Raw genomic sequence first — 12,902 nt, 5'->3', positions numbered from 1 at the left:
TGTTTTGTTGTTATACTGAACGTCCGGACAAAGGGTCAAAAAAGGATTGATCCGGTTATTTATCAGACAAAATACAGAATCTAGAAGCCCTGGATTAAGCAGAAATGGCTGAACTGGACTTTCTATTATTCAAACGGGGGTTTGCAGCGGATGAAAAAAAGGACGGATGTGACCCCGGTTCACTGGGTCGGTTCTGAAAAACAAAAGACAGCACCATAAACCGTAAAATTCCGTATCTTCCCCCCAAAATTCCTAAGCCTTCATGAAAAAGTACTTTATTCTCCTGACCGGTTTTTTGCTGGCCTTCACGGCCCCTTCCCGCGAACCCATCGGCAAGGAAATGGCAGCCGCCGTGACCTCTTTCCTGAAAACCCTCGATGAAGAGCAGCGCAAAGTGGCGATGTTTCCGTTCAATGATGACGAGCGTTTTGTGTGGTATTATACGCCGGTTCCGCGCAAAGGGCTGTCGATGAAAAAAATGACGCCCGAACAACAGAAAGCCGCCATGGCGCTGCTGAAACTGGCCATGAGTGAGCAGGGCTATGAGAAGACAACGGCCATCATGGACATGGAAAATGTGCTGCGCGTTCAGGAAAACCGCCCGCCGAACGACACCCACCGCGATCCGGTCAACTACTTTTTCACGTTCTTTGGCGAGCCCAACAGCAAGGAACCCTGGGGTTGGCGGCTCAATGGACACCATTTATTGTGGCAATTTTCGTCGCTGACGGGCAAAATATCGGGCATGACGCCCACGTTCCTCGGCAGCAATCCGGACATCGTTCGGGTCGATGTGCCCCAAAAAGGCAAGCAAATTCTGAAACAGGAAGCCGAATTGGGGCTGGCGCTGGTGAATTCACTGAACAGCGATCAGTTGAAGATGGCCCTCCTGAACGAAACCTCTCCGCAGGAAATTTTCTCCACCAACGTTCGGAAAGTATCCATCGAAAAAATGGAGGGCATTCCGTTTCCGAAACTGACAGAAAGCCAGCAGAAAACCTTTCTGACCTTGCTGGATACCTACCTGAACAACTACCACGTGACGCTGAAAAATCAGCAGATGGACAAGCTGAAAAAAATCGGTCTGGACAAACTGGTGTTTGCTTGGGCGGGCGACCGGCAACCCGGTTTTGGTCCCGGCAAAGGCCAGTATTACCGCATTCACGGCCCCACGCTGCTCATTGAATACGACAATGCGCAGAATCAGGCGAACCACACCCATACTGTGGTGCGGGATTTAACCAGCGATTTTGGTGAGGATGTGCTGGCAGAACATTACAAATCGCAGCACAAATAAGACAGCGTACCAGCGTTCCGCTATGCGGGCGGCAGCAATTTTCCGGGGTTCATGAGGTTGTTGGGGTCGAGAGCCTGTTTGATAGCCCGCATCACGCCGAGGGCTTCGCCGTGTTCCTGAGCCAGATACGCCAGTTTTCCGACGCCAATCCCGTGTTCCCCCGAACAGGTTCCTTCCAACGCCAGCGCCCGATGCACCAGCCGCTCGTTCAGGGCTTTGGCTTTTTCAAACTGGCCGGGAGTTGCAGGATCGATGGGGATGGTGAGGTGAAAATTGCCGTCGCCCACGTGTCCGAGAATGGGGGCAAAAAGTCCGGTTTCGGCCAGATCAGCCTGCGTATCGACGATGCACTGAGCCAGCCGCGAAATCGGTACGCATACATCGGTCGACATCATACTGGAACCGGGCACCATCGCCAGGGCGGCCGGGGCGGCATCCGTCCGGGCCCGCCATAATTTCAGGCGGGCGGTTTCTTCCTGTTCCCAGATCAAATCAGTCCCCCCAAACCGACTCGCAAAAGCCTGTACGCGCTGGATCTGCCCTTCGATTTCGGCCGGTGACCCGTGAAATTCCAGAAATAACGTCGGTTTTTCAGGATAACCGAGACCTGAATACCGGTTGACGGCCTGCATCATCAGCGCATCCAGCAACTCAATTTTAGCAATTGCCACCCCGGCCTGAACCGTTTGGATGGCGGTATTGACCGCAGCTTTCACATCCGGGAAGGAGCAAACGGCCGCATAAATGGCCTCGGGGTAGCTATGCAGTTTCAGGGTCAGTTCTGCCAGAATCCCCAGGGTTCCTTCCGAACCGATGTAGAGCCGGGTGAGGTCATAACCGGTCGAGGATTTCCGGGCCTTACTCCCCGTTTTGATCACCTGGCCGTCCGGCAATACCACTTTCAGCGACAGCACATTGTCTTTCATGGTCCCGTAGCGAACCGCATTCGTCCCGGATGCCCGGGTGCTGGCCATACCACCCAGCGTGGCATTGACGCCGGGGCCGATCGGAAAAAAGAAACCGCTGCCTTCCAGCCAGGCATCCAGTTGATTCCGAGTCACTCCCGCCTGGACCGTGGCGCACCGATTGGCCGTATCGACTTCCAGAATTTGATTCATCAACCGCAGATCGACGCAGACGCCCCCTTTCAGTGCCAGAATGTGACCTTCCAACGAGGTTCCGGCTCCGAACGGAATGATGGGAAGCTGATGTTCCTGGCAAAGTCGGACGATCGTGGCAATTTCTTCCGTGGTTTGAGGATAAACCACCCAATCCGGTGGCTGGCAGGGGTGGTAACTAAACCCGGCCCCGTGTTGCTTCCGGATTTCCAGCTGGTCCGTTACCCGGTCACCCAAAAGAGCCTGTAGTGCCGTGGAAACGCTTTGTCTGAGCAGATCGTCCATGCGGTTTTAGTCGAAATCAACCTTCTTTCTACGTTCCTTGATCTCACCCCTTTTTTTCTTCGCCACCAGTTTCTCTTCCCGCGATGCCTTCGTCGGCCGGGTGGCTTTTCGGGGCTTTTCTTTCTCAAAAGCCTTACGGATCAACTGGTAGAACTTCTCGGTGACCTTGTCGCGGTTGCCCAGTTGGGTTCGTTCGGTCTGGTGGTAGAGCACCAACACGCCTTCGGTCGTGATTTTGTTGACGAGTTTTTCGAGCAAAACGGCTTTTTCTTCTTCCGTCAACACCACCGAGTGGGGAATGTCGAAGTATAATTCCGCTTTTGTTGCTACCTTGTTCACATTCTGACCGCCTTTGCCCCCACTGCGGGCAAACTGGAACTGTAATTCGGGGTATAGTCGGGTTGGGTCCATGTTCTGTAAAAACTTGACAAAGCTACAAACAATCCCCGATACCAACGGTTCAGTTTACAGGAATACGATAGAGCATTCGAGCAAAATGGAACCCCAAAACGATTTTTTAGACAGCCTTCCCGACACAAGCGAATTGCTTGACACAACGATCGACACCCTGACCAACGGCGTTGCTGTGGATGGCGGCCAGGCCGACACCAACTTGCTTCAGAAATGGATCGACATCCTGAAACAGAACGAAAATACGCAGCCCCTGGGTGAAAAATTGTCGGAACTAAGCGACGCACTGACCACTCAATCGCCTGATCAGGCTACGACCCAGCGTCTCCTGAATGAAATTGCCGACGATACAACCGAATTCGCAACCCAAGTGGGGCCTGAAGGTGAACTTCCTCCTCAACTGGAAGCGCTTGCTGCGGCCTTGCGCAACCTGGCCATTCAGCTTTCGTGACTAGCCACTGACCGGGGGACCGGGGGTTCTACCCCCGGTTATCCGTGTGCAACACCTTCGGTGTTTGGGTAGTCTTACGGATAAACCCAACGGGTTATTTATGGATAACCGGGGGTAGAACCCCCGGTCCCCGGTCAGTGGCCAGCCACCGGTGTAGCCCCCCCGGTCCAACCCCTCGTATACTGGCACCGCCCGCCCTATCCCTAACGCTGATTCCAGTAAATCAGCAAATTCAGCGTAGCCCGACCGGATGCAATCAGATCCAGATCGCCGTCACCATCCAAATCGGCGACCTGCAGGTCTTCGGCCGCCATCATCACGCTATCGTCCAGAACGTGTTCCTGCCAGGTATGCAGTGTTTTATCGGGTACAAAAAGCCGCACACCCACTTTCTTTTCGGCATTGGGATTGCGCCAGCCGACGGCAATCTGGTCAACGCCGAGTTTCAGGAAGTCACCACAAGCGAGCGCGTGGCCCTGACTCAACTGCTCCGTCAGTGTTTGCTGAACACCGTACATCAGCTTATCCGGCGCATCGGCAATCGGGCCGTTTTTATACACCACGAGCTTGTTGCCGTGCATGGGTTCGACGGCGGCCACGAACGGCATTTTGGCAGTCTGAACCCCCCGGCGCACCTCCCCCATGCCGTTTCCGGCACCAATCCAGCGATCCACCGGCGTCCATTTTCCACTGCGATAGGCCACCGTTTTTCCGCCTTCTTTACTGCCAATCAGCATCCGGGTTTCGGAACCATCCTCCCAGATTTCGAAATTGTGCGTCAGGTGCATCGTTGAATCGACCAGTTGCATCCGCCACGGATCGCGGGGATTTTTCGGTTTTTCATACCCCAGAATCCGCACACCCCGCCCCTCACCATTTTTGTTCCCCAGCCCGTGCAGCGGCACCACAATCAATTGATACCGGTTTGGTGCCACTTTAGCCCAGCGCATCCGGTGGGTCGTCACTTCGTGGTGCAGCCGAACAGCTTCCCAGATTTGGGTCGGATCGTTCGGGCGAATCAGGTAAAAAACCGCCCCGGATGTGGTGGAATCATTCGTTTCGGACGGGTTCCAGCCCGCTCCGACCGCCACTTCCACTTTGCCATCGCCGTCGATGTCGCGGGCGGCAATACAGACGTTATCCTGCGGGGTCAGATTCTGCGCCATGATGTGCCGCTGCCAGGCGTCGGACGGTTTTCCCGGGTTTCGGTACCAGACAATTTCTTTCTGGTCGGCCATCAGAATATCCGGTTTTTTGTCGCCGTCGACGTCACCGATGGCCAGACCATAGCCAATATCAATCTGATTATCAACTACCTGAATCTTGAAAGTAGGATTTTGGGCGTAGAGCGGCCCGGCAAGCAGAAAAAATGCAGCTATTTTTTTCATGGGAAGAAAGGCAAGGTTCGTAGATAGACCTTTCTCCAATATTCGGCATTCACCCGGCAATAATCAACAGTTCCGGCCTATTCCTTTTTTCCGCTCCAGCGCTCGCCCAATCGCAGCACTTTATAGGGCGTCTGCTGTCGTTCCGCTTCATGAACAAACTGGGCGGGGTCTTCGGTATTGAATTCAAACAGGTGGTAATGATGCGGAATTACCAGACCGGCACCGATTTCCTTTCCCAGGCGGGCAGCTTCTTCGTGATTCAGGTTTCCGGCCACGCGCCGTTCGGGTTTGTTGCCATTGATCGGCAGAAAGGCCACATCGATTTGAAACGGTTTCAGCGTTTCGACCATCCCGTCATACCAAAGGGTATCCCCGCTGTGATACACCGTCCACGGTCCGGCCTGCACTACAAACCCCATGAATTTGCAACGCCCCTGATCGTCGCGCTCCAGACTGTTATGAGCCGCCGGAACGCCGTGAAACGTAAAACCAGCCACTTCAGTGGTTTCGCCGTCGTTCAGGCCGATGGGAAAACCGGGATCGCGTTTGGTTCGATCGGCCACAAAAAACCGGTTGGCTTCCGGAATGACGAATTGAATTTCCGGATTGGCATTGAACAACGGGATCAAGGTTTCCGCGTCCAGATGATCAGTATGGTTATGACTCGACGTAACGACATTGATCCCGGTGAGTAGCCCCGGATCAACAACCCGTTCCGACATCCGAACGTGCGGCTTGTCGGTTTGGGCGTATTTAACCGACAGCGAATCGGATAAATATGGATCGAACAACAGCCGTCGACCCTGCCATTGCAGCAAAAAACCGCTCTGCCCCAACCACCAGAAGTGCAGGTGATCGGGTTGGGAACGGGCGGTTTTCAGATCCGAAAGAAAGGTCTGGTCTTTTTGAAAAGCAGCAATCAAATCGTTCATACAATGGGTTTTCAATCAAAATTACGCGCATAAAACCGCCCTTCACGGCAACGGTTTTCAGATCAAACTGGCGAACTCGGCGTTCAATACCGAATTATTGAATATTTACCCCAACCGCACTTTTTTCGCGCCAGCCACCATATTCGTCAGTTTCTGGCGGGCGGCCCAGCGGGCGGTCTGGCTCAGACCACAATCGGGAGCAACGGCCAGTTTTTCGGCGGGAATGTATTTCAGACACCGCTCGATGCGCTCGATTACGTCTTTGACGGTTTCGATGTAGTAATTCTTCACGTCGATGATGCCGACGGCCACGTCCATTTTTTTGGCAAATTCCGCTATCAGTTCAATTTCGTCAAACTCGCGGTTGGCCATTTCAACGTGCACTTCATCAACGGCCAGATCCAGAAAATCCGGCAACATCGGGTGGATTTTCCGGTACCCCACCGGTCGCCCTTTGAAATTCCCGAAACAGAGGTGCGTCGACAGGCGGCATTTCCCCACCACCGGCGCGACCGTCCGGTTAAAAATATCGACAAACCGCTTTGTATCTTCCTTGTAGGCATAACACGACATCGACGGCTCATCGACGGTGATTTCCGTACAGCCAGCCGCCACCAGGTCTTCCAGTTCCTTCCGAACAAAAGGCAATAGCGCTTCCGTGATGTCGTAGCGATCTTTGTAGCGGTCATTCGGCAACATCCGGCCACTGAGCGTATACGGACCTGGAATCGAAGCCTTTAGCGTAGGCCCAGCCGGAGCCAGTTTCTTCAATCGTTCGAATTCCCGGACGGCTCCCAGTCCTTTCGGCGCGGTCAATTCTTCCACGATGGAATGTTTGCCGCGCTGGTCGTGGGCGGGTGGGCCAAATTTGCGCGTCTCCGAATGGTTGGGTTGCAGGCCTTTGATGTAGCCATAAAACGACAGATTGAAGTCCAGCCGGGTTTGCTCGCCGTCGGTAATGACGTCCAAACCGGCGGTGGTCTGGTCGTGAACAGCCGCCACCACGGCATCTTCAATCATTTCCTCAATGTCGGCCTGACCAAACTGGTCGAGGTTCTGGGACGCAAATTCTAGCCAGCCCGGAAACGGGTAGCTGCCGATGACGGTGGTGCGGATGGGGTTGGGTTGCATGAATAAAGCTGTTTAGGCGTATCGATGAATAAATGTTGAAAATAATCGGCTAAATCCAGTCGGTGCAGGTCATCGCGGAAGGTGGTCAGAAGCCACGTCAGACCCGGTTTTCCGCCGTACGACTGCCAGTAGGTGTTTCGGGCAGCATCCATGCCCACGGTGATCTGGTCCGGAAATTCGGGCAGCAGTGCTTGCAACAGCGTATACGTCCAATTTTGCTGTTCCGGTTTCCAGCGAAAACCGCTGTCGTATTCGACCCGAACGCCGGTTTGCAAAACCGCCCGATTGTAGGCAATGTCTTTGTACCGATCGACGTGCGAGAGTACCACATGCTGCAAATCCGCTCCCAGTTTATCGAATAATTCCGCCTGGGCGAGGGCGTGTTTGCCTTCGTTCGTATGCGTCAAAATGGGAATTCCGGTTTCCCGATGCGCGTTGACCACCGCCCGAAAAACCGTCTCCTGGTGCTTCGTAAACGGTTCGTCACCCGTGGCCAGTTTGATCAACCCGGCTTTGTGCGGGGTTCGTTCGATGACCGGCCTGCTGTAGTCAAACGCGTCGATGCCTTCTTCGATATCGGCCATAAACAGACGCGTCAACTGATCTTCCGAATACCGGTAGCGCCAATGGTCGGGCGGGTAATACATTTCCAGATGAAGCCCGGTCGGTGCCAGGATCTGCATACCGGTTCGGCGCGATACCTCCGCCAGTTTCAGCACATTGCGGCCACAGTTGGCGGGCATCGCGTCGACCATCGTCCGGCCTCCGGCGTCATACACCCGCTGCACCTCCTCCGAAATTTTAGCAAGATCATTCAGCAAAAAATCCGGGTTGCCGCGCGTCGGAAAGCTTTCGTCGATCACCACATGCTCGTGCGAATACGTGATTCCCAGTTGCTCCGGATTAATATCCCCCAAAACCGTTCTGACAAAGCTCATCGTTTCCAGCCATTTCGCGAAGTATCAGCCACCGCATCCGGCAGTTCTAAAACTGCCCCAATATCGTATAATTTCTCCTGCAACAAACTGACAGCAATCTGATTAGCCGCTTCGTCATAAGCCAGTGACTGCACAGCCGCCAGACCCGCAGCCTGGCCCATCGACATAGTCTGCGCCATCGACCGACACGACGCGTGGGCATCATGCGTGGCCGAAAAACACCGCCCCACCGCCCAGGCCGACTGGCTGCCTTTCGGCACAATCGTACCGTAAGGAACCCCATAAACACCATCGCCGGGAATGTACTCCCAGTGTGTTTCGTCTTCTCCGTTGAGGCCCTGCCGGTGGTCCTCGATGGGCGCTCCGCAGAGAAAAATCCGGTCATTCGGCAGCTTACCCGACAAACATTCTTCTTTGGTCAGGCGGTGTTCACCGTAGACGCGCCGGGTTTCGCGAACGCCAATCTGGTGCGACAACCCGATGATGTTCGACTGTTCAAAACCGGGTACGGCATCCCGGAAAAAAGCTTCGTAGACAAACGCCTGCTGTCGCCCTTCGATCTCGGCCTGCGTCAGTTCGTCCGTTTTCAGGGCGGATAAACCGCTCACTTTCACGGCCACCGTCGAAATGCAGCCTTTCGCATTCATTTCGTGCGCCGAACCTTCCTTGCGGGGTAAACGATGCTGACCGGTTTCGACGGCCATCCGCATTTGCTCCGCCAGCCTTTTCTTACCGCCTTCGCGTTCGTACCGTTCCAAATCGACATTGCTCATCCGAAACGTAGTAGTCATGCTTTGAGCCGGTTCGTGTTCGCCCGCCGTTTCGTAGGCAAAACCCGCCAGGTGACAGAAATCCGCATCACCCGAGGCATCGATGACCCGTTTTGCCAACACCTTGCCAAAACCGGCTTTGTTCCAGAAGATACAGGCATAGCGTTCTCCTTCCTGACTCACATCCACCAAAGTCGTGTGCAGCCAATACCGGATGCCGCTTTGCAAAATCAACTGATCCCAGACGAGTTTCAACCGTTCTGGGTTGTAATTAACGCCCGTTCCGGCTCCGTAGGTATTGGGGCGCAGAAAGACCGCACCGGCTTTGTCGAGTTCATTCACGACGCGGTCGGGCCAGCCACCAACCACCTTGCGGGGTGTGGAACCGGGTGTAAAAAAACCGTAAAACGTGTCCAGCATCTGCGTGGAGGTTCCGCCCGGAAAACCGTAGCGTTCCACCAGCATCACCGAAAACCGCCTTGTTTCGGCAGCCGCCAAAGCCGCCACGCATCCCGCCGACCCGGCCCCAATGACCAGGATGTCGGTTTCGGCCAGCAACGGTAGTTGGGTATGGTTTAAAAATGGATGCATGTGAAGGCTTCTCGGATGATTAGACTCCAAATTTCTGACGGATGACGTCACGACTCATTTTCAGACTGTCCCGAATGGGCCGGGTTGGTTTAAAACCGGGGGGAAAAGCCAGTTCAACGGTGATATCGCCCGCAAACCGGTTTTTCTTCAATTGTCGGGCCACCGCTCCCCAGTCGGCGATGCCTTCGCCCAGAGCTTCCGACCGGGTTCCCGTCCAAAGGTGGTCCCGCAGGTGGAGGTAAACGATTTTATCCGAAAATTTTTGCAGGAAAGTCAGTACGTCCACTTTGGCCTGAAACAACCAGTCCAGATCGGGACCCAGAGCGATGTCGGGTACGCGCTGCAAGGTGTTTTGCAGGTCATATAAATCATCGGCTACTTCGTAAATGTGGTTGTGCAGATTGGGAACGACCTTGTTCTTTCGGCAAATTTCCTGAATTTTTTTCAGGGTATCGGCCTGAACATCGAACTGCTCGGGCGTTTTCTTTTTCGGGGTGCTACCAACCGAGATGCCCAGCGTTCGGCCACCCAGTTTACCTAACCGCTCGACCACCTTTTCGGCATCGTCCAGAATCTCCGTCTGTTTGCTTTGATCCCACATCGGCTGGCTATACGAAGCCCCAATGACAGCAACCCCGCTCTTGCGGGAACTGTCGCCAATCCGGTCGACGGCGTCATCGTGCCGCAGATTGACTTCCATCAACTCGACGGCTTCAATTCCGGCATATTTTGCGTCCGAAAACACCTGGTCCAAAACCGGAAAGCAATCGTAAGCGGGCTTGTCCGATGAATAAATCCAAACGTGCAGGCCAACGACGGGTTTGCGATCGACGGTGGAAAAAACATCCGGTCTGGCCAGCGCCAGGGTGCTGGAAGCAAGAAAGTCACGACGGTTCATAGGGCTCCATTCAAGGTTTTTGACGTACTTTTTAGCGAACAACGGTCTTTTTGCCAACCTCGGCATACAGCTTCGCCAGCCGGTGCGCGTGTTCGTCATAGGCGGATTCAAACAGTTCGATGGCTCGTTCAGCACCTACCAGCGCGGTGGCCGTCAGCACTTTGGGTGGTTGACCGGCTTCGGTCAGCAAGCGGGCCAGTTCGGCTTTGATGCTGTTCACGATCAAGGCCCCTCCGACCGTACTTCCGGGCGCAACCGGTGTTTCCAGTCCCGGAACCGTCACCATCGCATCGCCAACGGGTGCGCCGGTGTCCAGAATCAGGTCGGCGAAATCGCTCAGTTTCAGGCCGTCTTTGCGTTTGCTGGTGCTCTGATCCGAATGTTCTTTGGTGATGAGCGCCACCACTTTTACGCCCCGTTTCTGAAACTCCTCCGCCATCTCGATCGGAACGACGTTGCAGCCGCTCGACGAAATGATCAACGCCGTATCCAGTTCTGAAAGATCGTAATTGCGCAAAATCCGCTCAGCCAGCCCGGAAACATTCTCCAGAAACATCGCCTGACGCTGGCCGTTGGCCCCCACGACCAGGTTGTGAAACGTAAGCGACAATTCGACAATGGGATTGAAACCCGGAAACGAACCGTAGCGCGGCCACATTTCCTCGACCATGATCCGGCTGTGTCCCGAGCCAAAGACATGCACCATCCGACCCGCCAGAATCGTTTCGGCAAACCACTGGGCGGCCTGTTGCAGTTGTGCTTTTTGCTGCTCAACCGTATCGATCAGTTGGCGGCATTTTTCTAAATACGTTGTTATCATACAAACTTTTGGTGGATCTCCAAACTCATTATATTGCAAAACCGGCAGCCCCGATGGCCCCGGCCCAATCTTCAAAATGCGCTTTACGGATGGCGGTTTTCTTACCGGCCGGTCGCCATTCAAACACCGCCAGAAAGGCCTCCAGCGGACTGAACAAAGCCTCCCCGGCCTGCGTGATTCCCCCGCCCAACACGACCACTTCCGGCGAAAAAGCATTCGCAAAACCGGCAATGGTGACAGCCAGTTGCCGAACCGACGTCAGCCAGACCAGCGTGGCCAGCGGTTCCTGTTGCCGGTACGCATCAACCAGTTCCTGCGTGGTCTGGTACGTGCCGTACGACCGGCGGAAAACCGTCGCGTTGCCGATCGCATCTTCCAGACTAGCCGGTATCTGGGTGATATCCAACTGGTTACTATCGGCATTGACCGACACATGACCCAAATGACCCGCCATCTGGTAATAGCCTTGGTACAGATTTCCGTCGATCAGCAACCCGCCACCAACGCCCGTTCCCAACGTGAGCATCAGGGCATTCCGAATGCCTTTGGCGGCCCCATACCGGGCTTCCGCCATCAGGGCCGCGTGGGCGTCGTTCAACACCCGCACGGGAACGCCCAGAAACGCTGACCAGACGAAGCCTTCCAGTCCCGGCAGTCGGCCCGGCATACAGGCAATGGCGTCGTTGGCCGGGGTGGGCAGACCGGGTGCCGACAAGCCCACGCCCGTTACCGGTTCGGGAGTAGCGGTTTTCAGTTGGTGGTAGGTATCAGCAACGGCCTGTTTCCATTGTCCGTCCTGCCCATCATTGGTCGGGCAGACCACGCGGTGTAACACTTCACCGGTTTCGACGTCGATCAAAACACCTTTGATGCGGGTACCGCCAATGTCGATGCCGATTGCGTTCATTTTTTTACGGTATTCGGTGATTCGGTTTATGGTATTCAGTTTACGGTATTCGGTTTACGGTATCCGGTTTACGGGGGCTGGCGCATCCATATTCTCGCGTCAGCCACCGTAAACCGAATACTGTAAACCGTAAACCGTCCTCAGTATTGACCCTCGCTGACGCTCCAGCCGCCGTCGACGGACAGCACCTGACCCGTTGTATAGCGGGAATAATCCGACATGAAATAAATAGCCGCCCCGTCTAAATCCGTGGGCTGGCCGATGCGACCGCAGTCCAGGGGTTGTTTGGTGGCGACAAACTTCAAAATGGTTTCGTCGGTGGCCGCTCGCTGCGCCATGGGCGTTTCGACCAAACCGGGCGCCAGCACGTTTACCCGAATGTCGTGGGGCGCGTAATAGGCGGCAATCGATTTCGTAAAACCGATGATGGCAGCTTTGGTGGCGGCATAGGCGTGGGTCGAAAAGTATTTCGGTGACGGCGAATAGCCCAGCACCGACCCCATGTTCAGGATCGTTCCGCCGGTATTCTGTTCCTGAAATGCGCGGATAGCCGCCTGGTTCGACAGCATCAGCGAGGTCAGATTCAGTTCGAAAGTTTTGTTCCAGCCTTCGAGCGTTAGCTGATGCAGCGGACCGTCGCCAAACCGTCGGCCACTGCCGCCCGCAACGTGGTAAAGCCCGTCGAAACCGCCAAACTCACCCTGACAAAGCGCGATGGCCGAAAGGGCCGTGGCCGGATCGGTGGCGTCGCCGTTCAGCGCAAAACCGTAACCGCCCAACTGGGCTTCGGCCGCTTTGCAGCTTTCCTCATTCCGGCCCACCACGACAACCCGTGCGCCCTGTCCGACAAAGGCGTGGGCCGCCGACAGCCCCAAACCCGTTGTTCCACCAATGACCACAATCCGCTTGTTGGCCAGCCAGAGTTGATCCATCCTGAAAAAATAAACGGTTAAAATCCTGTAACG

13 protein-coding genes are annotated in these 12,902 nt (G+C 55.0%); 2 read left to right on the top strand and 11 right to left on the bottom strand.

What is annotated here, in order from left to right:
• Positions 1 to 262: 262 nt before the first annotated feature.
• Positions 263 to 1,297 (top strand): DUF3500 domain-containing protein, encoded by a 1,035-nt coding sequence (locus tag F0P93_RS28315; protein ID WP_225309684.1) that lies wholly within the window; start codon positions 263 to 265, stop codon positions 1,295 to 1,297.
• 20 nt (positions 1,298 to 1,317) lie between these two features.
• On the opposite strand, the gene F0P93_RS28310 is transcribed toward F0P93_RS28315, so the two are convergent.
• Together F0P93_RS28310 and arfB are read right to left on the bottom strand one after the other, a co-directional pair.
• Positions 1,318 to 2,700 (bottom strand): FAD-binding oxidoreductase, encoded by a 1,383-nt coding sequence (locus F0P93_RS28310; protein WP_150881172.1) that lies wholly within the window; start codon positions 2,698 to 2,700, stop codon positions 1,318 to 1,320.
• A gap of 6 nt (positions 2,701 to 2,706) precedes the next feature.
• Positions 2,707 to 3,111: an alternative ribosome rescue aminoacyl-tRNA hydrolase ArfB gene (gene arfB, locus F0P93_RS28305; protein ID WP_150881171.1), complete on the bottom strand. Its 405-nt coding sequence runs from the start codon at positions 3,109 to 3,111 to the stop codon at positions 2,707 to 2,709.
• Between the two features lie 133 nt (positions 3,112 to 3,244).
• On the opposite strand from arfB, the gene F0P93_RS28300 reads away from it, so the two are divergent.
• Positions 3,245 to 3,562 carry a hypothetical protein gene (locus F0P93_RS28300; RefSeq protein ID WP_150881170.1) on the top strand — a complete coding sequence of 106 codons (318 nt, stop codon included), beginning with the start codon at positions 3,245 to 3,247 and terminating at the stop codon, positions 3,560 to 3,562.
• A 203-nt stretch (positions 3,563 to 3,765) separates the two neighbouring features.
• On the opposite strand, the gene F0P93_RS28295 is transcribed toward F0P93_RS28300, so the two are convergent.
• The 9 genes from F0P93_RS28295 to F0P93_RS28255 all read right to left on the bottom strand — a co-directional run bounded on the left by F0P93_RS28295 (position 3,766) and on the right by F0P93_RS28255 (position 12,869).
• Complete coding sequence (locus F0P93_RS28295) at positions 3,766 to 4,950, bottom strand: FG-GAP repeat domain-containing protein (RefSeq protein WP_150881169.1); 1,185 nt, start codon at positions 4,948 to 4,950, stop codon at positions 3,766 to 3,768.
• Between the two features lie 77 nt (positions 4,951 to 5,027).
• Positions 5,028 to 5,882, bottom strand: coding sequence for an MBL fold metallo-hydrolase (locus F0P93_RS28290; protein WP_150881168.1), 855 nt, complete (start codon positions 5,880 to 5,882; stop codon positions 5,028 to 5,030).
• Between the two features lie 105 nt (positions 5,883 to 5,987).
• A complete protein-coding gene (locus tag F0P93_RS28285) occupies positions 5,988 to 7,013 on the bottom strand; it encodes a methionine synthase (RefSeq protein ID WP_150881167.1) in 1,026 nt (341 codons plus the stop codon).
• Positions 6,953 to 7,951, bottom strand: coding sequence for a phosphotriesterase family protein (locus F0P93_RS28280; protein ID WP_150881166.1), 999 nt, complete (start codon positions 7,949 to 7,951; stop codon positions 6,953 to 6,955). Before F0P93_RS28280 ends, F0P93_RS28285 begins: the two co-directional genes overlap by 61 nt.
• Positions 7,948 to 9,312: an FAD-dependent oxidoreductase gene (locus F0P93_RS28275; protein ID WP_150881165.1), complete on the bottom strand. Its 1,365-nt coding sequence runs from the start codon at positions 9,310 to 9,312 to the stop codon at positions 7,948 to 7,950. Before F0P93_RS28275 ends, F0P93_RS28280 begins: the two co-directional genes overlap by 4 nt.
• Positions 9,313 to 9,331: 19 nt before the next feature.
• Positions 9,332 to 10,210 carry a sugar phosphate isomerase/epimerase family protein gene (locus F0P93_RS28270; RefSeq protein ID WP_150881164.1) on the bottom strand — a complete coding sequence of 293 codons (879 nt, stop codon included), beginning with the start codon at positions 10,208 to 10,210 and terminating at the stop codon, positions 9,332 to 9,334.
• A 31-nt stretch (positions 10,211 to 10,241) separates the two neighbouring features.
• Entirely contained in the window at positions 10,242 to 11,030 is a 789-nt protein-coding gene (locus tag F0P93_RS28265) for a sugar isomerase domain-containing protein (RefSeq protein WP_150881163.1), read from the bottom strand.
• Positions 11,031 to 11,058: 28 nt separating this feature from the next.
• The gene (locus F0P93_RS28260) at positions 11,059 to 11,937 is read right to left on the bottom strand and encodes an ROK family protein (RefSeq protein WP_150881162.1); all 879 of its coding nucleotides are present in this window, start codon (positions 11,935 to 11,937) and stop codon (positions 11,059 to 11,061) included.
• Positions 11,938 to 12,077: 140 nt separating this feature from the next.
• Positions 12,078 to 12,869, bottom strand: coding sequence for an SDR family NAD(P)-dependent oxidoreductase (locus F0P93_RS28255; protein WP_150881161.1), 792 nt, complete (start codon positions 12,867 to 12,869; stop codon positions 12,078 to 12,080).
• Positions 12,870 to 12,902: the final 33 nt, after the last annotated feature.

The sequence above is a fragment of the Larkinella humicola genome (assembly GCF_008727875.1).
GTDB classification, from domain to species: Bacteria; Bacteroidota; Bacteroidia; order Cytophagales; family Spirosomataceae; genus Larkinella; species Larkinella humicola.
This window is presented reverse-complemented; position numbering and strand designations above follow the sequence as displayed.